The sequence below is a fragment of the Mycetocola sp. TRD_SC_2 genome (genome assembly GCF_055361225.1).
This window is the reverse complement of sequence record NZ_CM143954.1, coordinates 433921-458472: the sequence shown is the minus strand read 5'-3', so window position 1 is coordinate 458472 and position 24552 is coordinate 433921. Positions and strand designations below refer to the sequence as shown.

Genomic DNA, 24552 nt, shown 5'->3' with positions numbered 1-24552 from the left:
ACTATCCCTTCGCGCCGGTGAGGGCGACGGACTCGATGATCTGGCGCTGGAAGATGACGAACACGATGAGCACAGGCAGGAGCGCGATGAACGACGCCGCCATGATGAGCGGGTAGTCGGTCTGGATCGCGTACGCCGCGTTGAAGTTGGCGATGACGAGCTGGAGTGTCTGCTTCTCGGGGGTGTTCAGGTAGATGATCGGGGCCAGGTAGTCATTCCAGACGAACATGAACCAGAGGATGAACTGGGCGGCGAGTGCCGGTTTGATCGCCGGGAAGATGAGGGTGAAGAAGATCTGCAGGTACGAGGCACCGTCGAGCTTTGCCGCTTCGATGATCGAGTCCGGGACGGTACCGAGGTATTGCTTGAGGAAGAAGATCATCACGATGTTGCCGAACATGCCTGGAACGATCAGCGGCAGCAGGGTGTCAACCCATCCGATCTCGGCGAAGACCATGAACTGCGGGATCATGATCGTCGGGAACGGGATCATGAGGCCGGCGAGCAGGCCGAGAAAGAGGACGTTCTTGAACGGCATCCGCATTTTGGCGAACGCGAACGCGGCGATTGCCGAGAACAGCGACCCGATGATCGTGACCGAGCAGGCGACGATGAGGCTGTTCTGAATACCGGTGGCGAGCGGCCCGGCCGTCCACACCCGCAGGTAGTTGTCCCAGATCACCGGATCGGGGATCCACTGCGGCGGAAGCGCGAAGACACTGTCGCGGGTCTTCAGCGAGGTCGAGAAGGTCCAGAGCAGAGGAGCGAGCATCGCGACGGCACCGATCGACAGAACGATCGTGACGAGCACGTTGCCGAGCGTGTAACGCCCCTTGCGGGTCAGAGGGGTGCGCTTGCGCCCGGCGGCGGGCGGACCGGGCAGCGCGCCGTCCGGTGACAGGGGCGGAACCCCGAGGGCGGTTGCTCCTGGACCACTGGGGGCGAGAGCTGACGTTGATGACGACATAGTTGCCTGCCTCAGTCGATCGAGAACGAGTTACGGCGGTTGAGCCGGAATTGGATGGCGGTGATGGCGAAGATGATCAACCCGAGCACGATCGACATGCTCGACGCGTAGCCCATCTGCAGCTGACTGAAGGCTTTCTGCCAGATGTACCAGACGATGCTCGCCGAGCTGAACTCGGGGCCACCGGTCGGCGTCATGATGTTGATCTCGATGAAGATCTGCGAACCGCCGATGATGCTGGTGACCACGAGGAAGAAGGTGACCGGGCGAACCATCGGGAGCGTGATGTTCCGGAACTGCTGCCAGGCGTTGGCGCCGTCGAGTGCCGCCGCCTCGTAGAGGTGGCGCGGCACCGACTGCAGCGCTGCCAGGTAGAGGAGCATCGAGTAGCCGAGACCCTTCCAGACGGCCATGATGATGAGCGCCGGCTTGACCGTTGCGGTGTCCATGAGCCAGTTTGGCCCGTCGATCCCGATGATCGCGAGGCTTTGGTTGATCAGGCCGAAGTCTCCGTTGAACGCCCACTGCCAGAGGATGGCGACGGCGGCGATCGACGAGATGACCGGCACGTAGTACACCGTGCGGAAGAAGGTCGTTCCGCGCATCTTGCGGTTGAGCGCGAGGGCCAGCACGAGCGAGATGACGAGGCCGATCGGGATTCCGATCATCATGAAGAAGGTGTTCCACATCGCCTTGGCGAAGTAGGGGTCGTTCCACATCTGGATGTAGTTCGCGATGCCGTTGAAGGTCGGGTCGCCGAGGCCGTTCCAGCTGGTGAACGAGGCATAGACGCTGAACAGCAGCGGATACGCGGTGAAGAGCAGGAACCCGATCAGCGGGATGGCCACGAAGCCAAGCGCGGCGAGGTGCTCACGGCGGTGGAGCCTGGAGCGGCGAACCGGTGTCGATGTCGCGGTCATTCGAGGATCTTCCTTGATCAGGGTCGAGAGGGTGAGAGGCGGATGCCGCGGCGCGCGTACGCGACGCACGCCGCGGCATCCGGTTTCGGGTGTTAGCCGATTCCTGCCTGCTGGTTGGCGGCATCCAGGAACGCCTGCATCTTGGGCTGGGCCTCCTTGAGGTACTCGGCGGCGGTCTGCTTGCCGTCGATCACCGGCTGGATGTTGGTGAACAACTCGTCGTACCACTCACTGTTGTAGGTGTTGTTGGCGGGGAGTCCACGGCCGTAGTCATTGACGATCTGGAGGAATTCCTCCTTGTTCGCGGGCTTGGTCGTGGAGTCTTCGACCCAGGTGTCGGCCATGTCCTTGAGGTTCGGAATCTGGATTCCGGCGTCGACGAGGCTCTGCTGCGCTTCGACGTCTGCGGTCAGGTACTCGACGAGCTTGACGGCCTCCTCGGGGTACTCGGTTCCGTTCGAGACGGCGATGCCGAGCGAACCGACCCAGGTGGCGCTCTTGCCGCTCTCACCGACCGGGTAGGGGATGAGATCCCAGTCGAAGTCGAGCTCCTCATAGGTGGAGACGTCCCACGGGCCGACCGGGAAGAAGCCGAGCTCACCCTTCATCCAGCGCTGGTAGGTGTCGAGGGTCTGTGCCTCTGCGACCGACGGGGTGACGGCGTGCACGTTCTGCAGGTCAGCGAACCACTGGAGCGCCTCGGCGAACTCGGGGGTGTCGACGGTGACCTTGGTGCGGTCCTCGTTGAGCCAGTCCCCGCCGTTCGACCAGACGAAGGGCTGCAGGTTCCACTGCACGTTGAGGCCGGTGCCCCACTGGTCGGTCTTGCCGTCGCCGTCGGTGTCCTTCGTCAGCTGCTTGGAGATGTCGACGAACTGCTCGAGGGTGAGCGGGGTGTCCTTGTCTGGCAGCGGAATGCCTGCCTCTTCGAACATGGTCTTGTTGTAGCCGAACGAGAACGGTCCGACATCCTTCGGAAGTGCGTAGATCGCGCCGTCGCCGACGAGCTTGCCGTCGTAGCGGTAGCTGTCGACTCCGTACTCCCAGATGTTGTCGAGGTCGATCGTGTCTGAGCCTTCGACGTACTCCGTGATGTCCTTGACGACGCCGTTCTTGACGTAGGACTGCACGTCGCCCTGGTTGATGTAGAAGACGTCGGGCACTTTTTTGCCGGCGATCGCCGCCTTGAGCTTGGTGATGTACTGGTCTGCGGTGGTGACGATGACGTCGACGTCGATGTCGTTCGCCTTCTCGAATTCGGCGATGGCCTTCTCGTAGGCCTTCTTCTCGTCTTCACCCCCGCGGAACATGAACGTGAGCTTCTTCTCGCCGGAGTCCTCGCCGGCTGAGGCGGAGCATCCGCTGAGCAAGAGACCGGCTGCAGCGAACATTGCTACAGATGTGGCCATCAAACGTGACGTCTTCATCACGTGTCCTTCCCGTTTGGCTGTGCTGTTGGATGGCTGGATGCTTCGCACGCTAAGCGGGATGGGCATCGTTGGCCGTGTTGTTTTTACAACGTTGTACTGAACTGTGCCACGGGGTCATATCGTCCGTCAATAGTTTCGGGGAACATTTTTCCAACGTTGGAAAAGTTGCCCGAATCGCGAATTGCCCACTCCTGCGGGTGCCGCACCCGCAACACCCGCGAACCCGGGCAACTCGTGGGAACCCACCCCAAATTCAGGAGCCGACTCCAAATTCAGGAGATCTGCGGCGACACGCCGTATGGGATCGCTCTCGTACGGCGTGTCGCACCGGATCTCCTGAATTTGAGGTCGCCGGGCCGGTGGAGGTACGTCAGTCGGCGGTCGACTCCCGGCCGATCACCGAGAAGTCGGTGAGGTATTGCCTCGGCGGAGCGTCCCGGTTGGCGATGCGCTCCACGAGCACGTCGACCGCCATGTCGGCGATCTCATCCCGACCGGGATCGACGGTCGACAGCGTCGGCAGCGAGTACTTCGTCTCATCGAGACCGTCGAATCCGATCACAGCCACGTCATCCGGGATGCGACGGCCGGACTCCTGCAGGACCCGCATCGCTCCGAGGGCAAGCGTGTCATTGAGCCCGAACACCGCGTCGAACTCGACCCCGGAGTCGAGCAGTTCGTGCATCGCCTGGGCGCCGTCGAGCCGGTGCCAGAGACCGACGTAGCGAATGAGCGACCCGTCGGATTCGATGCCGGCCTCGGCGAGAGCATCGAGGTAACCCTGCAGCCGCAGCGCCGCCGATCCGACCAGCTCACCCTCGTGCGCACCGATCACCGCGATCCGCTTGCGTCCCTTGGCGATCAGGTGCGCGGTCGCCGCCTTCGCCGCTTCGACGTTCCGCATCGTGACGTGGTCGGTCGGGCCACCGAAGATTCGCTCACCCAGGAGCACGAGCGGATACGAGACGTTGAGATGGGCGACATCGTCCGAACTCATGCCGAGCGGGCTGAAGATCAGCCCATCGGTGAGCTGCAGCCGCGGACTCGACAGCATCTCGATCTCGCGGTCACGGTCTCCCCCCGCAGTCTGCTCGATGAGGACCACGAGGTGACGCCGCTCTGCCGCGCGGATGACGGCATCCGCCAGTTCGGCGAAGTAACTGAGGCTGAGTTCGGGCAACGCGAGTCCGATGACGCCGGTCTTGCCCGAGCGCAGGCTGCGCGCCGAGATATTCGGCTGGTAGCCAAGTGTGTTTATCGCGGCGAGCACCTTCTCGCGCGTCGTCGGCCGAATGTGCTTGTAGTCGTTGACGACGTTCGACACCGTCTTGATCGACACGCCTGCCAGCGTCGCGACGTCGTGCAGGGTGACCGCCATCGAAACTTCCCGCTCTGTGAACTGCTTCTGCACGGGCGAGTCGCCGCATGCTGTGGTTATGAACCTACAACGTTGCAGGAGTACAAAGCAGCCGGGGATCGTGAATTGAGGGCTGAGTGCGAGACGGATGCCGCGGCATCCGTCTCGCACTCAGCAACAGCGACCCTGTGGGTTCCGGTCCTGTTCGTCGTCGCGTTCGCGCCAGAACAAGCGCTCGGGCAGAGGAGGAGTACCGGGGTGAGTCGCGGCGTGATGGGCGAGGTACACCTCGTAGGCGTTGTCGCCCATCACCGCCTTGAGGTAGCGCGCGGCGGCGCTGAGGCCGGAGACGAGGGCGTTCATTCGTGCCTCGCTTTCGCGCGGCGACGTTCGACCGGAAGGGCGTCCCACTCTTTCTGGATGCGCTTCTCGGTCTTCGTCGACGTCAGTCCGGAGCCGGCGAAGATCCTCGACGGGACCACCGGATCCTCGGTGTTGATCCCACCGCCGTTCTGGAACGCTCGGAACGTGCGGAAGAGCGCGATTCCGATGACGATGACGGTGAGGGTCACGAAGAGAATCGAGAGCGAGCCCTGGACGACCGTGTTGCGCACGACCGCTTCCATGGCGGCGCGAGTCGGGGCGGTGCCGAAGCTCTCCTCCCCGGCAGCGAGCGCCTCGCGGAACGCGGCGTTCTGGGCCCAGTACCCGACCGCGGGAACCGGCGAGAAGATCTTGTAGAGCGACGCTGTGACGGTCACAACTGTCGCGAACGCGAGCGGCAGCGCCACGACCCAGAGGTACTTGAAGTAACCGCGGTCGGCGACGATCGCGAGGCAGACGGCAAGCGCTATGGCCGCGAGCAACTGGTTCGCGATACCGAACAACGGGAACAGCGTATTGATCCCGCCGAGCGGGTCAGTGACCCCCATGATGAGGATCGCTCCCCACGCCGCGACCATGATCGCCGTACAGATCCACGCCCCGACCGTCCAGCTGGCATCCCGGAATTTCGGAACGATGTTGCCGAGGGTGTCCTGCAGCATGAACCGGGCGACGCGGGTTCCTGCGTCGACGGCGGTGAGGATGAAGAGCGCCTCGAACATGATCGCGAAGTGGTACCAGAAGCTCATCATCGCGGTTCCGCCGATGAACGACTGCATGATGTGCGCGAGCCCGAGTGCGAGGGTCGGCGCGCCGCCTGTCCGCGAGACGATGCTCTCCTCCCCCACGTTTTGAGCGGTCTGCGTCAGCAACTCGGGTGTCAGGTTCACGCCGGTCAGCCCGAGCGAGTTGACGAACGCGACGGCACCCTCCACCGTGCCGAGGGTGTTGGCCGCCGAGACGTTCATCGCGAAGTACAGTCCGCGATCGATCGAGATCGCGGCGACGAGCGCCATGATCGCGACGAAGCTCTCCATGAGCATGCCGCCGTAGCCGATGAAGCGGGCCTGGCGCTCTTTCTCGAGGAGCTTGGGGGTGGTCCCGGATGCGATGAGCGCATGGAACCCGCTCAACGCACCACACGCGATGGTGACGAACAGGAACGGGAACAGCGATCCAGCGACGACAGGACCACCGGCCGGGTCGCCGGCGAACTCGCTGAACGCGGGGACGGTGATTTCGGGGCGGACGAAGATGATCGCCGCCGCGAGCATGAAGATCGTGCCGATCTTCATGAACGTCGAGAGGTAATCGCGCGGTGCGAGCAGCAGCCACACCGGCAGGATCGCCGCGATGAAGCCGTAGATGATGATGCCCCACGCGATGGTGGTGCGGTCGAGGGTGAACGCGGCAGCGCCCCACTCGGTCGCGGCGACGGCGCCGCCCCCGACGATCGCGGCCATCAGCAGCACGAACCCGATGATCGACACCTCGGTGATCTTGCCCGGGCGGAAGTAGCGCAGGTACACGCCCATGAACAGCGCGATCGGAATGGTCATCGACACGCTGAAGACTCCCCACGGGCTCTCACCGAGCGCGTTGACGACGACGAGAGCGAGGATCGCGACGATGATGACCATGATCACGAGGGTCGCGATGATGGCGGCGGTCCCCCCGATCCGGCCGAGCTGGTCGCGGGCCATCTGGCCGAGGGACCGACCCCCGCGGCGGGTGGAGAAGAACAGGACAAGGTAGTCCTGCACAGCGCCGGCGAGAATCACGCCGACGATGATCCACAGGGTGCCGGGCAGATAGCCCATCTGGGCGGCGAGCACGGGACCGACGAGCGGACCGGCACCGGCGATCGCGGCGAAGTGGTGGCCGAAGAGCACGCGACGGTCGGTCGGGACGTAGTCCTTGCCGTTCGCCTTGTACTCGGCCGGCGTTGCCCGTCGATCGTCGGGGCGGGTGATGGCCCGCTCGATGAACTTCGAGTAGAACCGGTAGGCGATGAGGTAGGTGCAGACAGCGGCGAAAACGAACCAGATCGCATTGACGGTCTCACCGCGAACGACAGCGAGCATGACCCACGCCACACCGCCGAGCAGCGCTATGGCGCCCCAGATCGCGATCTTGAGCGGCGTCCAGTGCCGTTCATCCGCCTCGCGCTCCGCCTCGGGAACGGCGACAGGCGGCAGGCCCGGGTCCTGCTCGATGATCGCGGCGGTATCGCCCGCCTCCGGTCGTATGCGCTTCACGTCGTCGCTCATTTCGGACCCCCTTGTCGCGGTTCACCCGCGCCGTCCGGCATCCGATATCGCCGCGTTGCGAGTCTGTTCTGCGCTTGATGCTACAACCGGCGCCCCTCATTCGGGGCGTATTGGTCAGCGGCAAAATTTCGGCGCGTCGCGGGTACCAATCAACCCGGGCGGCGCCGGGGGTTCGAGCCAGCTACCCGACGAGCGCTGGCACCCGTTTCGGCTGCACGATGAACCACAGCGCCGAGATCGACACCAGCGCCGTCACGAGCATCACCGATCCCATCGGCACGGCCGAGTCGATGCCCAACCAGCCAACGATCGGTGAGATCAAACCGGCGAGGCCGAAGTTGAGGGCACCGAGAACGGATGCCGCGGTGCCCGCTTCACGCGCGTGGTTGACGAGTGCGAGGACCTGCACCGCCGGAAAACCGAAGCCAGCGGCCATGATGAAGAAGAACAGCGGGATGAGGATGCCGAGGAAGCCAGCGCCCGACGAATCGAGCAGGATGATGGCGGCAGCGGCGATCGCCTGGGTCGCCGTTGTCGCGCCGAGTATCCACTGCGGGCCGAACCGGCGCATGAGCCGCGACGAGACCTGCACACCGATGACGATGCCGAGCGAGTTGATCGCGAACAGGTAGCCGTACTGCTGCGGGTCGAGGTTGTAGACCTCCTGGAACAGGAACGACGATGCCGACAGGTATGCGAACAGGCCCGAGAAGCTCATTCCGCCGATGACGGCGACGCCGACGAACACGCGGTCGCTGAACACTGATCGATAGCGGTCACCGACCGTGGAGTGCCCGGCGACGACCCGTCGCTCCGGCGGCAGGGTCTCGACGATGAAGAGCGACACCGCAACGATCACCAGTACCCCGTACAGCGCGAGGAATACGAACAGTCCACGCCAGTCGAGGAACAGCAACAGCTGGGAACCGATCACCGGAGCGAGGATCGGGGCGAGACCGTTGACGAGGGCCAGGCGTGACAGCATCCGCACGAGGGGTTTTCCGCCGAAGAGGTCTCGGACCATGGCCATCGCAACCACGCCACCGGCGGCGGCGCCCGCGCCCTGCAGAACCCGGAAGACGCTGAGCCAGACGATGTCGGGCGCGAGGGCGACACCGATGCTTGCGGCGATATGCACGCTCGTCGCGAGGATGAGCGGGAGTCGTCGCCCGACCTTGTCGCTCCACGGTCCCATGAACAACTGGCCGACGGCGAACCCGATCGTCGTTCCGGTGAGGGTGAGCTGGATCAGGGTCGCTGAGACGTTGAGGTCGTCCTCGAGCAGGGGGAAGGCCGGCAAGTAGAGGTCGATGGTGAACGGTCCGAGTGCTGTCAGCGAACCGAGAACGAGAATGTAGACGAGTCTCTGGCGGCGCGAAAGGGCGTCACCGGGGTGCACAACGGTAGTCACGAGTTGGGTCCTAGATACGAAGCGAAGGGGCTGCGGATGCCACGGGCAGACTGCCGGTGCCCTGACCGTAACCGCGTCGAAAGCGCGGTATTCCCATCAGGCGATGCATCATCGAACCGATTCGAGACCGACGGTACACAGTAACAGGCGTCTGGACTCCGGCCCTGAGAACGGTCGGGGGCTGACACGACGCGCCCTCGCGTCTACGATCTACGCCCTCTCGACGCTGTCGCGTACCCGGGAATTCAGGCCGGTGCAGCCACGCTTCCGGCGAGTCGCGCCGGGTCGTCGATAAGCGGCTCGAACGCGAGCTCTGCCGCCCCGATCAACAGCAGGTCCGGCCCGAGAGTCGCCCTCACGATCCGCACACCCTCGTACGAGGCGGCGAGCGTCTGAGCGGCAACGAGCCGGTCGAGCAGTTCGGAGTTCGCAGCGTAAATCGAGCCGAGGAACCCGCCGAGCACGACGAGTTCGGGATTGAGCACATTGATCGCGTTCCGGAGAGCGATGCTCAGGATGCCGAGCTGGCGCTCCACCTCACCGCAGATCTCCGGTGCGTCCGACTCGAGCAGCGCCCGCTCCAGTTGAGCAGGATCGGCGGACTTCAACCCGAGCAGGTCGAGGAGCCGGCCACGGTTCACCTCATCCTCAAGCGCCCCGCCCGTCGATGGCTGATCCGGTCCGTCCGGCGCGGTGACGAGGTTGTGCCCGAATTCGCCCGCGTACCCGCCGACTCCGCCGAGCGGGGTTCCGCGAATGATCACGCCACCACCGATACCACTCGCGCCACCGTTGAGGTAGATCAGGTCGGCGACTTCGCGCCCCGCACCGAAGTTGTGCTCGGCGAGAGCGCCAAGGCTCGCGTCGTTCGCCGCCCGCGCCGGATACCCGGTCGCGTCGGCAAGCAGGGTCGCAACGGGTTCGTCGACCCAGCCGAGGTGCGGTGCCAGGCGAACGAGACCGTCCGGCATCCGCACGAGACCGGGCACGGCGACTCCGACGCCGACAATGACAGCGGATGCCGGCAGCTCGGCACGCAGGCCGGCGATCAGTTCCGCCGTCACCCGGACCGTTTCGGCGACACCGAGTGGTTCGTCGACTTCGTGGCGCACCCTGGACACGACCTCGCCGTGCATCCGGACGACACCGACGGTGATGGCATCCTGCTCCGGGTTCACGGCAAAAGCCACGCAATCCGGGTGTGGCCGAACGACGGGTGACGGCCGGCCGACACCGCGGGCGCCGTCGGGTTCGGCCTCAACGACGAGGTGCAGGGCGGCCAGTTCGCTGACCAGCGCCGCGACCGTCGACCGGTTCAGTCCGGTCGCCCTGGTGAGAACCGAGCGCGATACGGCGCCCTCGCGGTGAACCAGCCCGAGGATCCGGGAGAGGTTGTACCGCCGGACCGTGTCGAGGTTGGTGCCGCGATTATTCACTGTTCACACCGGATTCTGTCGCTGGGCGGCGGGATTCCGCCTGCTGGGAACGATACCGACAGCGCGCGCCGTGTGCACCATCCCTCGCCGATTGCGTCAAACGGCGCCACCCCACGCCACCCGCACCACTCGCTAGTCTTGATCAGCTTCCGCCCGCAGTTTCGAGAGGTCCACCGATGTACGTCGACATGCCAGCAGCCCAGCTCCCCGACTACCGCAGCAGCCAGGTCGACCCGGACGACTTCGATGCGTTCTGGGACGAGACGATCGCTGCGGCGCGCGCCGCGGCATCCGCCGTCGTTCTCGAACCGGTGGATTCACCATTGGCAACAATCGATGTGTTCGATGTGACGTTCTCCGGTTTCGATGGGCAACCGGTCAAAGCCTGGCTGCGCGTGCCGAAGGGCGTGACCGGCCCGCTTCCGGCCGTCGTGCACTACGTCGGTTACGGCGGCGGCCGCGGCCATCACCTCGAGAACCTGCTCTGGGCATCGGCGGGCTTCGCTCACTTCCAGATGGATACCCGCGGGCAGGGCAGCGGGTGGTCCATGGGCGCGACCCCGGACCCCGTCGGCACCGGCCCCCAGTACCCCGGGGTGATGACGCGCGGCATCGACAGCCGCGAGAGCTACTATTACCGCCGCCTGTTCACCGATGCCGTGCGGGCGATCGACACCGTTCGTGAGCTTGCGTTCATCGATGCTGGGCGCATAGCGGTCTTCGGCCAGAGCCAGGGCGGCGGTATCGCGCTCGCCGTTGCCGGCCTGGTTCCCGACATCGCCGCCGTCGCCCCGTGCGTGCCCTTCCTGTGCGACTTCCCCCGCGCAACGGTCATGACCGACGCGTACCCGTACAAGGAGATCCGCGACTTCCTCGCCGTTCACCGCGACAAGGCGGAGGCGGTCGCGGCGGTGCTCCCCTACTTCGACGGGGTGAACTTCGCCCGCCGCGCCCAGGCGCCTGCCCTGTTCTCGGCAAGTCAGATGGATGCCGTCTGCCCTCCGTCGACGATCTACGGCGCATACAACCTGTACCCGGGCGAGAAGTCGATCTCGCTCTGGCAGTACAACGGCCACGAGGGCGGCGGTATCGTCGACGAGCAACGGGCGATCTCCTTCTTCCGAACGATCGACGGGAACCGATGACCGAGTACTCGAACCCTGTCCTATCCGGGTTCCACCCCGACCCGTCTGTCTGCCGCGTCGGTGACACCTTCTACCTCGCGAGTTCGTCGTTCGAGTACTTTCCCGGCATCCCCCTGCACTCGAGCACCGACCTCGTCACCTGGAACCGTATCGGCCACGCCATCGACCGGCCCGGGCAGGTGCCACTGCACGATGTCAACGACTCCGGCGGGCTCTACGCCCCGACCCTCCGCCATCACGACGGCGTGTTCTATCTCGCCTGCACGGTCGTCGGTGGCGAACATCCGGGCTCGTTCTACCTCACAGCGACGGATGCCGCCGGGCCGTGGTCTGAGCCGGTCTGGCTCGACGACGCCCAGGGCATCGATCCCACGATCTACTTCGCCGACGGCAAGGCGTGGTGGGCCGGATGCCGCCCCGCTGCGTCACCGGAATGGGAACAACAGACCGAGATCTGGTTGCGCGAGCTCGACCTCGACGCCGGGGAGCTCGTCGGCGACGAGCACGTGCTCTGGACCGGGGCACTCCGGGGTGCGATCTGGTCCGAAGGTCCGCACCTGTTCGACCACGACGGCTGGGTGTACCTCGTGACGGCGGAGGGCGGAACCGAGCGCAACCACGCCGTGTCGATCGCCCGGTCGCGCAGCGTGACCGGGCCGTTCGAGGGCTGCCCGCGCAACCCGATCCTCACGCACCGGCACCTCGGTGAAGACTTCCCGGTACAGAACGTCGGCCACGCCGACCTCGTCGAAGCAGAAGACGGCTCCTGGTGGGCGCTCGTTCTCGGTGTGAGGTCTCTCGACGGATTCCACGTGCTCGGTCGCGAAACCTTCCTCACCCCGGTCAGCTGGCAGGACGGCTGGCCCGTCCTCAACCCGGGCGTCGGCCGGCTCAGCGAGACCGGCTCCACTCCGTGGTCCGGCGGCACACCGCGCCCGGCGACGCTGCACGACGATTTCACGGCGAGCGCCACTCTCGGCGCCCACTGGCTCAGCGTCCGCGGCCCGGCGGACTTCGTCGATTGCGGCGGCGATGGCCTCGTGCTGCTCTCCACCGATACTGACCTCAGCGGCGACGGGACCCCGGCATTTCTCGGCATGAGGTTGCGTGACCCCGAGATGCGGGCATCCGTTCGGGTCGCGCGTCCCGAGCACGCGACGGCGGGACTCGCCCTGCGTCAGAGCGCCGCATTCCACCTCCGGCTCGAGCTCAGCGTCGACGAGCACGGCTGGCGCGCTGACGCGATCGCGCACGAGAACGGTGTCGACTCCGTCGTCGGCACGGTACTCGGCGACCTCGATCCTCATGACGGCGACATGACCCTCGCCGCCGAGCTGCACGGACTCGAAGTACGCTTCAGCATCACGGTCGGCGAGGACACGCACACGGTCGCCGAAGCCGACGCCCGCATCCTCAGCTCGGAGCGTGCGGGCGGATTCGTCGGCACGCTCGTCGGCCCGTTTGTTGCCGGCGGCCTCGGCGCAGCGGTCACGGTGCGGAGCTTCCACTACCGTCCGGGCGTTTCCTGACGCCAGCCAGTGCGGCTCGATGTGGGTTCTGGAGGGAAAACAGGGGATCCGGGCATGTATTTTCGGCGAACCCCGCGATTCTCCGCCCGAACGTTCAGGAGACCGGCGAACGGAGTAGCCGGAACGGCATCCGCCGTGTAATATGTTCACATATCCAACAAATCACCAACGATGCTGAAACCGGAGCATGCAATGAGCCTGACCCCCACCCGCGACGACAAATTCTCCTTCGGACTCTGGACCGTCGGCTACAACGGAGCCGACCCCTTCGGCGGCCCGACCCGTGCTCCGCTCGATGCCGTGCACGCTGTCGAGAAGCTGTCCGAGCTCGGCGCGTACGGACTTACCTTCCACGACGACGACCTGTTCGCCTTCGGCTCGACCGACGCTGAGCGCCAGACGCAGATCGACCGCCTCAAGCAGGCCCTCTCCGACACCGGCCTCATCGTGCCGATGGTCACCACCAACCTCTTCTCCGCTCCGGTCTTCAAGGACGGTGGCTTCACCTCCAACGACCGCGACGTGCGCCGCTTCGCTCTCCGCAAGGTGATGCGCAACCTCGACCTCGCCGCTGAGCTGGGTGCCAAGACCTTCGTCATGTGGGGTGGCCGCGAGGGCGCCGAGTACGACGTCGCCAAGGACATCCGCCAGGCGCTCGAGCGTTACCGCGAAGCCGTCAACCTGCTCGGCGACTACGTCACCGACAAGGGTTACGACATCCGTTTCGCGATCGAGCCCAAGCCGAACGAGCCGCGCGGCGACATCCTGCTGCCGACCCTCGGTCACGCCATCGCCTTCATCAACACGCTCGACCGCCCCGAGCTCGTCGGCGTCAACCCCGAGGTCGGCCACGAGCAGATGGCCGGACTGAACTTCACCGCCGGAATCGCCCAGGCCCTCGATGCGGGCAAGCTGTACCACATCGACCTCAACGGCCAGCGCGGCATCAAGTATGACCAGGACCTCGTCTTCGGTCACGGTGACCTGCAGAATGCGTTCTCGCTCGTCGACCTTCTTGAAAACGGTGGACCGAACGGTGGACCCGCCTACGACGGCCCCCGTCACTTCGACTACAAGCCGAGCCGCACCGAAGACGAGAACGGCGTCTGGGACTCCGCAGCAGCGAACATGCGCACCTACCTCCTGCTCAAGGAGCGGGCAGCGGCGTTCCGTGCCGACCCTGAGGTGCAGGAAGCACTCGCCGCCTCGCGCGTCGACGAGCTCGCCACCCCGACCCTCGGTGAGGGCGAGAGCTACGACGACTTCCTCGCCGACCGCTCCGCCTACGAGGACTTCGACGCCAATGCGTACTTCAACGGCAAGGGCTTCGGTTTCGTTCGCCTCCAGCAGCTCGCTCTCGAGCACCTGCTGAACGCGCGCTAGATCTCCACACCGGGCGTGAGCCCCGTCGGATTGGCGAGCACCATCCGTCGGGGCTTACGTTCTTTTTCTCCCTGAAATCCCCCGAAAGGCCTCATGACCCTCGTCGCCGGCGTCGACTCCTCGACCCAGAGTTGCAAGATCGTGATCACGGATGCCGCTACCGGCGCCATCGTGCGGCAGGGCCGCACGTCGCACCCGAACGGCACCGAAGTGGCGCCGTCCGCCTGGTGGGAGGCACTCACCTCCGCGATCGCCGAGGCCGGGGGTCTCGATGACGTCGCCGCGATCTCGGTCGGCGGACAGCAGCACGGCATGGTCGTGCTCGATGCGGACGGACGCGTCATCCGCGACGCCCTGCTCTGGAACGACACCCGCAGCGCACAGGCCGCGCGCGATCTCATCACCGAAGTAGGCGCTGAGGAGTACGCCCAGCGACTTGGCGTCGTGCCGGTCGCGTCGTTCACCGCGTCGAAGCTCCGCTGGCTGCGCGATGCCGAACCCGAGAACGCCGCTCGCGTCGCCGCCGTCGCACTCCCCCACGACTGGCTGACCTGGCGCCTCCGCGGCTTCGGTCCCGCCGGCGAATCCGAACTCGGCCCCGTGCTCGATGAGCTCACGACCGACCGGTCCGACGCCTCGGGCACCGCATACTGGTCCGCCGTCTCCGGCGAGTACGACCTCGACCTGTTCGAGCGCGCTCTCGGCCGCTCCGCCATTCTGCCCCGCGTGCTCGGCCCCGGCGAACAAGCCGGAACCACGACGGCTGGAACGCTCGTCGGTCCTGGCGCCGGCGACAACGCGGGCGCTGCGCTGGGCCTCGGCGCGGCATCCGGTGACGTTGTTCTCTCGATCGGCACGAGCGGCACCGTCTTCGCCGTCACCGAAACCCCCGCGACGGATGCCTCGGGCACCGTCGCCGGATTCGCCGACGCCTCGGGACTGTTCCTCCCCCTGATCGCGACGCTCAACGCCGCCCGCATCCTCGACTCCATCGCCGCGCTGCTCGGCGTCACGCACGACGAGCTCGGCACCCTCGCGCTCACCGCGGAGCCCGGCTCCGGCGGACTCGTGCTGCAGCCGTACTTCGAGGGCGAGCGCACCCCCAACCTCCCGGATGCCACCGCAACACTCTTCGGCATGACGCTCGGCTCCACGACACGCGAGAACCTCGCCCGCGCCGCGATCGAGGGCCTGCTTTGCGGGCTCGCCGACGGGCTCGAGGCGGTTCGCGCTCAGGGTGTCGAAGCGCGCCGCATCCTCATCGTCGGTGGCGCTGCCCAGAACCCGGCCGTGCAGCAGATCGCCGCCCAGGTCTTCGACGTTCCCGTGGTGATCCCAACGCCGGGCGAGTACGTCGCGGCCGGCGCTGCCGCCCAGGCCGCGTGGGTTCTCACCGGCGAGCGCCCGGCCTGGCCGCTGTCGATCGTCGCCGAACCCAAGGTCGACTTCCGTCCGGTCATTCGCGAGCAATACCGCGCGCACCGCGCCTGACCCCGGCCGTCCCCGCGTCGCCAGCCGCGTTGTCACCCGTTCCGGACGAATACACGCGTCGCAACGAGTGAATCCGACCGGAGTGAGTGAATTCGCGGGCGGGTGCCGCGGCATCCGCCCACGTCTTACGACCACAGCGTCGGCATCGCAGCAGTTCGCCCGTATCCGCGCTCGTCGGTCCACAATGTCGGGTTTCGCCCGATGTTTCCGGCATACCGGACCGATGAGCCGCAACGGAATCCCTCGAGCGCCTTCAGTTGTCACTAACGCAGCCTTCACGGCCTCTTTGCACGCGTTAGTGACAACCAAACCGCGGGCGGCGCGTGCAATTGTCACTAACGCACCTATAACGGCGTCTTTGCGCGCATTAGTGACAACTGAACGGCGGTCGGATGCTGCGGGGCGCGTTCATCCGTCCGGAATGTCGAGATTCAGCCTGGTGTTCCCGGCATAACGGACGGATGAGCTGACGGCCCTACTTCATCGTCCCCTGACTGACCGAACCCTGTAGCTGACGCTGGAAGATCACGTAGGCCACGAGCACCGGCACGATCGTGATGATCACCGCAGCGAACAACGCGCCGAAGTCGACGGCATATCCGGCAGACGACGCGAACGACGCCATGCCCTGCGAGAGCACATAGTTGCTCTTGTCGGTGTTCAACGCCACCGGCAGGAGGAACTGGTTCCACAAGCCGAGAAAGTTGAAGATCGCGACGGATGCCATTCCCGGCTTCGCCATCGGCAACATCACCTGGAAGAAGGTGCGCCACTCTCCGGCGCCGTCGATCGCAGCCGCTTCAGCGATTTCATCCGGAAGCCCCTTAAAGAAGGAGTACAGGAAGAAGACAGTGAACGGCAGAGCGAATGCGACGTAGGTGAGGATGAGGCCGGGCAGCGTGTTGAGCAAACCGATGTTGCGGAGAACGAAAAACAACGGAACGATCGCGAGGAACACCGGGAAGGTGAGGCCAGCGAGCATCAGGTAGTAGATCGCCCTGCTGCCGAAGAACTTGAACCGGGCGAGAACGTAGGCACACATCGCCCCGAGGATCATGACGATCACAAGCGCGAAACCGACGACGATGACGGTGTTGAGGAAGTAGTTGCCGATTCCCTCCTGCGTCCACGCCGAGACATAGTTGTCGAAGTTCCAGTTCTCCGGGAGAGAGAACGGCGACGCGAAGATCTCCTTGGTCGTCTTGAAGCTCGTCATCAGCGTCCACACCAGCGGAAGGATGACGATGAGCGACCAGATGATCAGGACCGTGTGCGAGAACGCTCCGACGGCTTTGTCGCCCGGGGTGTTCTTCGGCTTGCGGGTGAACGCCGGTTTGGGCGTTCTGCGCGTGGGCCCGCTTGTGGTGATCGACCGTGTTGCAGTCATGACCGACCCTCCTCTTCCTTGCCGCCGGCGATCCGGTTAACGGTGAACACGATCGCGGCGAAGATCAGGGTGACGATGGCAAGCACGACACCCATCGCACTGGCCTGGCCGAATTCGCCCTTGTTGAAGGCCGTCCGGAACAGCTGCTGGCTCATCACGAGGGTGGAGTTGTTCGGGCCACCGCCGGGGTTGAGGGCCTGCATGTAGACGAATGCGTCGAGAGCCATGATCCCGAGGTAGATGTACGCGGTCTGGATGTTGTCGCGAATCAGCGGGATGGTGATCGACAACGCTGTGCGCAGTCGACCGGCCCCGTCGATGCGAGCCGCCTCGTAGGTTTCAGCGGGAACGCCCTTGATCGCAGCGACGAACAGCACCATATAGAAGCCGACAAAACTCCACACGATGACGAAGATCGTCGCCCCCATGGCGGTTCGTTCGTCGCCGAGCCAGGGGAACGACTCGAACATGTCGATGCCGATGAGTCCGAGCATGCCGTTGAGGAGCCCGCCCGGCGTGTAGATCTGACTCCACAGGATGCCAATGATGATCGCCGGAATCACGTAGGGGAAGAACGAGACAACGCGGTAGAAGCTCGAGTTGCGCAATCCCCGGATGGGCCCGTGGCTGGGCCCGCCCACGGTCACCATGGTCGCGAGGATGAGGCTCAGCACGATCGTGATGAGCGGAACGACGACCGCCAGCAGAACGTTGTTCCAGAGCGCCGTCATGAAGATGTCGTCGTTGAAGAGTCGGATGTAGTTGTCGATCCCGATGATCTCCATGTTGGGGCTGAATCCCGACCAGTCGGTGAGTGAGTAGAACACGGCCTGAGCGAACGGCCAGATCACGAAGATAAGGAAAATTGCCAGCGGCAGCCCAAGGAAGACCACCATGAAAGTCACGTAGTCGACGGTGAGCTTGCGCCGGCGCCCACCGGCAGCCTTTCGGCTGCCGGTGGGGCCCAGGGTCGTCGCGATCGCCGCCCCTGGGTCTGCGCCGGCGGCTGTCATTTGATTTCGATCTTGTTGACGGAGTCGTCGTTCCTCACCTTGTCGGTGATGGCCTGGAGGCCTGAGGTGAGTGTGGCGACATCCGAGTTGCCCTCGAGGAACGTGTTCCAGACCACGAGCTGGTCGGCGTTGGTTCCGTAGAGGTCGACGAAGCCCCAGGTGAAGATGTTCTCTCCTGCGGCGTCGAGCATTTCGGTCTGCGAGACGAGAGCGGTCGATCCGAATCCGTCTGCGGGCACGAGGTCCTTGACGATTGTCGGGGCGAGCTTCTCTTTGGCGAAGTTCGTCGCGGCTTCCTTCGACAGCATGGTGCGGAGCAGTTCCTTACCTCCGGCGACGTTCTTGCCCTGCGAGGGAACAATGAACGGCTCGCCTGCGGTGGAGTGCAGCGCCTCGACCGGCATGGCCGAATCGCCGGAGACGACCATGGCGGGGAAACCCTTCATGGCGAAGCCCTCTGCCGTGTTGTCCTTCATCTCGTTCTCGATCCACGAGCCTGACGGGTAGAGCAGTGCAGCCTGGTCGTTGCTCCACTGCGCCTGAGCTGCCGTGAACTGCGTTCCCGATCCGCCCGGCTTCATGTAACCGGCAGCGATGACCTCGTGCATTCCTTCGAAGACACTCTGCACGGCGGGCAGCGACCAGCAGCCCTCCTGCAGGTTCTCGAGAGCCAGTCGGACCTCGTCGCCGCCCTCCTTGATCGCGGATTCGATGGCGAGGGTCTGGTAGTACGTTGCCGCTTCCTTACCGAACGCGAACAGGTACTTGCCGGCTTCCTTGGCCTTGGCACCGAGCTCGAGTGCTTCTGCCCACGTGGTGGGCGGCGTCCAACCGTTCTCCTCGAACAGGCTTGAGGAGTACCAGACTCCGTACACCGTGAGCACGTAGTTGATCGCGGCGAGTTTGCCGTCGAAGGTGCCGGGCTTCAGCACTCCGCCGTACAGCGTGTCGCGGATCTTCTCGCCCTCGAGGTTCTCGGCGTCGATGACGTCGGTCAGGTCCTCGAGCTGTTCCAGGATCGTGTTGAAGCCGATGGCCTGCGCACCGGAGTTGTCGATGAGGTCCGGCGGGTTGCCACCGACGAAGCGCGGCTGCAGCTCCTGCGCGATCTGTGTCGACGACGCGACCTTGGCAGAAACTCCGTCGTGGTTCTTCTCGAGAATCTTCGCCGCGAACTCGACGTAGTCGACGCCGTAGCCACCGTCGAAGATGACGGAGTCGACGGAGGAGTCAGCCGCGAGGCCGAACGGATTCTTCGCTGAAACCGCTCCTCCTGGTGCTGCGGGAGCCGTCGGTCCTCCTGTTGCGCAGGAAGCCAGGGTGCTGCCGAGGGGAATGAGTACCGCTGCGGCGATTGCGCCGCGAAGGACATTCCTTCGGTCCATCGTGACGTTCTGGAAATTCATCATTGTGTGTACCTTCCGTGTGGTTGGGGGCTTGGGTAGGGGTCAGGCTGAGCGACGGATGCGGTCGCGGTAGAGATCCTCGAGCGCCGAGTTGTGCTCGTCTCCGCCGGGGATGTTGGCAGAGATGTAGAGCGGTGGCACGGCTCCCCGTTCGGAGATCCGGCGGGATACCTCGATGGTGAGGAGCTGGGCGATGAAAGCCGAGGTGATCGAGGAGATCGCCCCGACTCCGATCTCGCCGGGGAGCGAGAGGGTCGTGTCACCGAACGGCGCGCGGTTGTCGATCACGACGTCGGCAACCTCGCTCAGCCGCTTGCCGCTCGGGTGTTTCGGCTCGACAGCGTTCGTGTGTTCGATGCTGGTCACGGCAACGACGGGGTGACCGAGTTCCTTTGCGCGCAGCGCGACTCCCACGATGGATCCGTTCACACCGGAGTTCGAGGCGATGAGGAACACGTCGGCGGGGTTGATGGGCGACACCGTGAAAAGTTCATCCACGACGGATGGATCACGCTCGAGGCTCGAGCCGCCGAGGACGGAGACGTCGCGGCTGCCGTGCAACACAACGTCGCGGAGCGCGAGGTTGTTCGTCGGGATGAGCCCGCCTGCCCGGCCGGCGATCTCCATCGCGAACGCCTGCGAATGACCTGTCCCGAACGCCTGGACGACCCCGCCGTTGTCGAGTGCGGTGATGATCAACTCGATGGCTTCGTCGTATCCGCCCGCGGATGCGGTGTCGGCGATCGCCTGCAGGCGACTGGTCGCCTGGGCGAGGAATTCGGGGATGAGGTCAGACATTGGCGATACTCCCGGGGGTCGGTCGGGGCTGGACAGCCCGGCGGGTCCCGCGCACAGGGAGTGCGGGGCGGCGGTGCTCGGAAACCGCCATCGCCGAGGCGGCGAGGCGGGTGGCGATCTCGGAGAAGTCGAGCTGGGCGACGAGCAGGTAGAGCAGGTCGAGGACGAAGAGCTGCGAATGCTTCGCGGACAGGTCGTCTGGCTGCAGGTAGAGCTCGGCCGCCGCGGTGATCACCGTGACGTCAGCAAGCTCTGCGAGCGGCGAGTCGGCGCTTGCGGTGAGGGCGATCGTGAATGCGCCGGACGACTTCGCCTGCGACAACATCTGGATGGTTTCCTCGGTGCGTCCGGTGTTGGAGATGCCGACTGCCATGGCGCCATCGCTGAGGATCGCCGCGCTCGTGAGTCCGCCGTGGACCTCTCCCCAGCAGTGCGCGTTGATGCCGATGCGATAGAGGCGGCTCTGCAACTCCGCCGCCATTCCCGCGCTCCCGCCGATGCCATAGATGTCGACGTGGCTGCACGAACTGATGCGGCGCGCGATGCCGGCGAGGAGGTCGATGTCGATGAGGTCGGCGGTGGTCTGGAGCGAGTGCATGTGCGAGTGGAGCAAGGTACTGAGCACATCGCGGGGTGAGTCGTCGGGATCGAAGCCACGGCCGATGTCAGCGCGCCAGGACTCGTGTGCATCTCCCCGCCCGACGTCGCTCGCGACGCCCACCCGGAACTGGACGTAGCCGGAGTATCCGATCAGACGGCAGAACCGGGTGACCGTGGCGGCGGAGGTGCCAGCGCGCTCGGCGAGTTCGGTGATCGACCAGTCCAGAGGGGCAGTGGGATTTTCGAGCAGGAGCTCAGCGATTTTCACCATGACACTGGACATCTGTGGCAGGTTTGCCTGAATGCGATTGGATACACGAACGCCGCCTTCGGTCGATCCCATCGTTGACGTCGTCGTCATAGCTGAAAATCCATTTCATTGATTCTTCGCTTGGATGAAAACTATTCTTATAACTCCCCGCGGTCAATGATCCGATGTGAAAAATAGGTAACGAATGCGTTTCTTCCGGAATCCGGAGCGAGAATGACCGCCTTTCTGGGGGTCGACGCTGGCGGCACGAGCACTCGGGCCGTGCTCGTCGAGGCCGATGGTCGCTGTCTGGGCTACGGCCGGGCCGGCGCGGGTAACCCGATTTCTGCAGGAACGGAGCACGCGGCGGCCGAGATTCTCACCGCTGTTCATACCGCGACCGCAACCGCCGGCATTGCGTCGGCTGATGTGGGGCCCGGCGTCCTCGCGATGGCGGGATCGGGCGTGAACTCCGATGCCTCATGGATCCGGGCGGCCCTGTCCGACGCTGGCTTTCGCGGGACCGTCGAACTTCGCTCCGACCTGCTCGCCACGTTTTTCTCGGGAACATTCGAACCGGACGGGTACGCGCTCGTCGCCGGAACCGGAGCGGCGGGCATCCGGGTGAGAAACGGCGGGGTCGACCTCGCCGCGGACGGCCTCGGCTGGCTGATCGGCGATGTGGGCTCGGGCTACTGGATCGGCGCACGCGTGGTGCGCGACGCGGTTGCCGCGCTCGATGGCCGCGCCGGCCCGACCGCCCTCACCGGGCTGCTCCTCGACGCCCTCGGCATCGAGGCGAGCGGGCGGCACGCAGACGGCAGGCCGGCCGCCCTTCTCGGGGTGACGGATGCCGTCTACCGACTCCGACCGGTGGAGCTGTCACGATTCGCGCCCCTCGCCTTCGCCGCGCACGGCGATGACGCCGCCGCCCGCATCCTCGCCGAAGGTGCCGATGCCCTCGCCCGGTTGTTCGGGGCGGTGGCGATGCCGGGCCTTGTCGCCCCGCTCGTCCTGGGTGGCAGCATCCTCGCCCAAAACAGTGTCGTGGCTGGTGCCGTGATGACGGCGGCGGATGCCTCCGGCCTGGTCTCGCAGATCCGGCAGGTCGACGACGGGGTCGTCGGCGCTGCCGTACTCGCGCTCCACTCGGCCGGAGTACAGGTCGACGCCAGCGTCTTCGAGCGCATCACCGGCTCGCTCGCCGGCCTGCGCTGATCCTCAGGCGCGCAGCATCCGGTACTCGAACGGGGCGAGACGGATGCCGGAGACCTCACGACCGTCGAGGTCGGCACCGTTCACCGCGATGTCGACGTCGTCGCTGCCGTGGTTGATGATCGTGAGAACGTCGCCGCGCCTCGCGACCTCGACACTGCGGTCAAGACCGGCAAGGAGAGGTTGCACGCCGGCGGCCTCGAGAACGAGCGAGACGATCGCGGCCGCTCCGGCGGCATCCGGAACGGTCGACAGGTAGTACGCGCGCCCGTCGCCGTTGTGCCGAACGGTGAACGCTGGGCGTCCGTCCTCCCGGCCTCCCGTGTAGGTGCCCAGCACGGTCGTGCCATCGACGACGGAGATGTCCTCGGCGAGGAAGGACCCCACGACGGTGCCGAACTCGCCGGTGACCGTCGCCGACTCCTGGCCGGGCCCGCCCGGGAACGCGAGCGCTCCGAAGTCCTCGAGACGGATGCCGAGCACGTCGCGCAATTGCGTGAGGAAGCCGCCGTCCCGGAACCGGTCGGCCTCGTCGACGACATCGCTGAAGGCGGTGACGAGGAGGTGTCCGCCGTTCTCGGCGAAGGAGCGCAGGTTCGCCGCTCCCGCCTCGCGCAGAAGATAGAGGGAGGGGGCGACGACAACGCGGTAGCCCGCGAGGTCCGACGTCGGCTGGACGAAATCAATCTGGACGTGGGCCGCGTGCAGTGCCGAGTACCAGCCCTGCACGAGTGCGAGGTAGTCGAGAACGACGGGGTGGTCAGTGCCCTCGATCGCCCACCAGTTCTCCCAGTCGAAGACGATGGCGACGCGGGCATCACGTGATCCCGCCGACAGCTCAGGCAGGGCGGCGAGTTCGGCGCCCAGGCCGACGACTTCGTGCCACGTTCTCGTCTCGGTGCCAGCGTGCGGCAGCATCGCCGAGTGGAATTTCTCCGCTCCCGCTGTGGACTGGCGCCACTGGAAGAAGAGGATGCCGTCGGCGCCCCTCCCGACGGCCTGCATGCTGAGCGCCGCCATCTGGCCCGGCGCCTTCGGCGCGTTGGTCGGCCGCCAGTTGAGTGCGTTCGTCGCCTGCTCCATCAGGAGCCACGGCACCTCCGGCTTGAGCGAGCGAATGAGGTCGCGCTGCAACGCTGCCGCCCGGAAGCTCTCGGGATCGTTCGGGTCGGGGTACGCGTCGTCGCTGATGACGTCCATCTCCTCGGCCCAGCGCCAGTAGTTCGCCGGCTTGAACGCACCCATGAAGTTCGTCGTGATCGGCTGCGTCGCCCCTGACGCCCGAATGATGTTCTTCTCCATGAGGTAGCACTCGAAGAGCGCGTCGGAGGTGAAGCGGCGGAAGTCGAGGGCCTGCCCCGGGTTGTGGCTGTACGGCGCCTTGCGGGGAGGGAAGATCTCGTCGAACGAGCCGTACCGCTGCGACCAGAAGTAGGTACCCCACGCATCATTGAGCACCTCGACCGTCGTGTACTTCTCGCGCAGCCAAACCCGGAACGCGTCTCGCGCGGCATCCGAATAGTCCGCGTTGAGGTGGCAGCCGTACTCGTTGTTGACGTGCCACATCACGACGGCCGGATGTTTCGCGTAGCGTTCCACGATCGCGGTCACGAGCTCGGACGCGAGACGCCGGTACACCGGTGACGACGGAGCGAACTGCTGACGGCTTCCCGGCCAGTAGATGGCACCGTTCTCGTCCTGCGGCAGCAATTCCGGGTAGGTGGCTGACGCCCACGGCGGCGGCGATGCGGTGGCGGTCGCGAGGTCGACGGCGATGCCGCCCTCATGCAGAAGGTCGATGATGCGGTCGAGCCAGCCGAAGTCGAATTCGCCCTCAGCAGGCTGGATCCGCGACCAGGCGAAGATACCGAGGCTCACCATCGTGACGCCGGCCTCGCGCATCCGTGCGACGTCCTCCGGCCAGATCTCCTCGGGCCATTGCTCCGGGTTGTAATCTCCGCCGTAGTGCATCTGGGCCGGCCCTTCGTCGTTGAGGTGGTTGACATCCCATAGGATAGTGAATCGATTCATTAGCTTACAGGCCGACTCCCCTCGTCTGCCGCAGCAAATCAGTGAATCGTCCATCTAGTCCGCCAGTTTTGCCATGTCGGCACACCGCCTTGAGGCGTAGTTTCAGCATGTCGGCCGCTCCCCCGGCGG

At 65.3% G+C, this 24552-nt stretch carries 19 protein-coding genes; 5 read left to right on the top strand and 14 right to left on the bottom strand.

All coding sequences use genetic code 11. The annotated features are described in order from the left end of the window. Position 1 precedes the first annotated feature (1 nt). From ACWA1Q_RS02290 to ACWA1Q_RS02255, 8 genes are all read right to left on the bottom strand, one after another. Entirely contained in the window at positions 2 to 967 is a 966-nt protein-coding gene (locus tag ACWA1Q_RS02290) for a carbohydrate ABC transporter permease (protein WP_463759176.1), read from the bottom strand. A gap of 11 nt (positions 968 to 978) precedes the next feature. Beyond that, positions 979 to 1887: a carbohydrate ABC transporter permease gene (locus ACWA1Q_RS02285; RefSeq protein ID WP_463759174.1), complete on the bottom strand. Its 909-nt coding sequence runs from the start codon at positions 1885 to 1887 to the stop codon at positions 979 to 981. A gap of 92 nt (positions 1888 to 1979) precedes the next feature. Continuing rightward, entirely contained in the window at positions 1980 to 3314 is a 1335-nt protein-coding gene (locus ACWA1Q_RS02280) for an ABC transporter substrate-binding protein (protein ID WP_463759172.1), read from the bottom strand. 373 nt (positions 3315 to 3687) lie between these two features. Beyond that, positions 3688 to 4695 (bottom strand): LacI family DNA-binding transcriptional regulator, encoded by a 1008-nt coding sequence (locus ACWA1Q_RS02275; RefSeq protein WP_463759171.1) that lies wholly within the window; start codon positions 4693 to 4695, stop codon positions 3688 to 3690. Positions 4696 to 4845: 150 nt separating this feature from the next. Continuing rightward, complete coding sequence (locus tag ACWA1Q_RS02270; protein ID WP_463759169.1) at positions 4846 to 5037, bottom strand: YbdD/YjiX family protein; 192 nt, start codon at positions 5035 to 5037, stop codon at positions 4846 to 4848. Beyond that, the gene (locus ACWA1Q_RS02265; protein WP_463759167.1) at positions 5034 to 7328 is read right to left on the bottom strand and encodes a carbon starvation CstA family protein; all 2295 of its coding nucleotides are present in this window, start codon (positions 7326 to 7328) and stop codon (positions 5034 to 5036) included. Before ACWA1Q_RS02265 ends, ACWA1Q_RS02270 begins: the two co-directional genes overlap by 4 nt. A 181-nt stretch (positions 7329 to 7509) precedes the next feature. Continuing rightward, positions 7510 to 8739 (bottom strand): multidrug effflux MFS transporter, encoded by a 1230-nt coding sequence (locus ACWA1Q_RS02260; RefSeq protein WP_463759165.1) that lies wholly within the window; start codon positions 8737 to 8739, stop codon positions 7510 to 7512. A gap of 245 nt (positions 8740 to 8984) precedes the next feature. Continuing rightward, positions 8985 to 10175: an ROK family protein gene (locus tag ACWA1Q_RS02255; protein WP_463759163.1), complete on the bottom strand. Its 1191-nt coding sequence runs from the start codon at positions 10173 to 10175 to the stop codon at positions 8985 to 8987. A gap of 176 nt (positions 10176 to 10351) precedes the next feature. On the opposite strand from ACWA1Q_RS02255, the gene ACWA1Q_RS02250 reads away from it, so the two are divergent. The 4 genes from ACWA1Q_RS02250 (at position 10352) to xylB (ending at position 15723) form a co-directional block, all read left to right on the top strand. Further along, positions 10352 to 11320 (top strand): acetylxylan esterase, encoded by a 969-nt coding sequence (locus ACWA1Q_RS02250; RefSeq protein ID WP_463759161.1) that lies wholly within the window; start codon positions 10352 to 10354, stop codon positions 11318 to 11320. Continuing rightward, the gene (locus tag ACWA1Q_RS02245; RefSeq protein WP_463759160.1) at positions 11317 to 12849 is read left to right on the top strand and encodes a glycoside hydrolase family 43 protein; all 1533 of its coding nucleotides are present in this window, start codon (positions 11317 to 11319) and stop codon (positions 12847 to 12849) included. Before ACWA1Q_RS02250 ends, ACWA1Q_RS02245 begins: the two co-directional genes overlap by 4 nt. 192 nt (positions 12850 to 13041) lie before the next feature. After that, a complete protein-coding gene (xylA, locus tag ACWA1Q_RS02240) occupies positions 13042 to 14232 on the top strand; it encodes a xylose isomerase (RefSeq protein ID WP_463759158.1) in 1191 nt (396 codons plus the stop codon). A gap of 93 nt (positions 14233 to 14325) precedes the next feature. After that, positions 14326 to 15723, top strand: a complete 1398-nt coding sequence (gene xylB / locus ACWA1Q_RS02235; RefSeq protein ID WP_463759157.1) for a xylulokinase — start codon at positions 14326 to 14328, stop codon at positions 15721 to 15723. Positions 15724 to 16198: 475 nt separating this feature from the next. Here the strand turns inward: xylB and ACWA1Q_RS02230 are convergent, their stop codons facing one another. From ACWA1Q_RS02230 to ACWA1Q_RS02210, 5 genes are read right to left on the bottom strand one after another with little or no spacing between them, the layout of a single operon-like run. Continuing rightward, positions 16199 to 17110 carry a carbohydrate ABC transporter permease gene (locus ACWA1Q_RS02230; protein ID WP_463759155.1) on the bottom strand — a complete coding sequence of 304 codons (912 nt, stop codon included), beginning with the start codon at positions 17108 to 17110 and terminating at the stop codon, positions 16199 to 16201. Next, the gene (locus ACWA1Q_RS02225; protein ID WP_463759153.1) at positions 17107 to 18123 is read right to left on the bottom strand and encodes a carbohydrate ABC transporter permease; all 1017 of its coding nucleotides are present in this window, start codon (positions 18121 to 18123) and stop codon (positions 17107 to 17109) included. The genes ACWA1Q_RS02230 and ACWA1Q_RS02225 overlap by 4 nt, the downstream gene beginning before the upstream one ends. Continuing rightward, positions 18120 to 19529, bottom strand: a complete 1410-nt coding sequence (gene ngcE, locus ACWA1Q_RS02220; protein WP_463760911.1) for an N-acetylglucosamine/diacetylchitobiose ABC transporter substrate-binding protein — start codon at positions 19527 to 19529, stop codon at positions 18120 to 18122. Before ngcE ends, ACWA1Q_RS02225 begins: the two co-directional genes overlap by 4 nt. Before the next feature lie 42 nt (positions 19530 to 19571). Then, entirely contained in the window at positions 19572 to 20327 is a 756-nt protein-coding gene (locus ACWA1Q_RS02215; protein ID WP_463759151.1) for a sugar isomerase domain-containing protein, read from the bottom strand. Continuing rightward, positions 20320 to 21210, bottom strand: coding sequence for a MurR/RpiR family transcriptional regulator (locus ACWA1Q_RS02210; protein ID WP_463759149.1), 891 nt, complete (start codon positions 21208 to 21210; stop codon positions 20320 to 20322). Before ACWA1Q_RS02210 ends, ACWA1Q_RS02215 begins: the two co-directional genes overlap by 8 nt. Positions 21211 to 21411: 201 nt before the next feature. On the opposite strand from ACWA1Q_RS02210, the gene ACWA1Q_RS02205 reads away from it, so the two are divergent. Further along, on the top strand, positions 21412 to 22395 hold the full coding sequence (locus ACWA1Q_RS02205; RefSeq protein WP_463759147.1) for an N-acetylglucosamine kinase: 984 nt from the start codon (positions 21412 to 21414) through the stop codon (positions 22393 to 22395). Positions 22396 to 22398: 3 nt separating this feature from the next. Here the strand turns inward: ACWA1Q_RS02205 and ACWA1Q_RS02200 are convergent, their stop codons facing one another. Next, entirely contained in the window at positions 22399 to 24423 is a 2025-nt protein-coding gene (locus ACWA1Q_RS02200; RefSeq protein WP_463759146.1) for a beta-galactosidase, read from the bottom strand. Positions 24424 to 24552 lie beyond the last annotated feature (129 nt).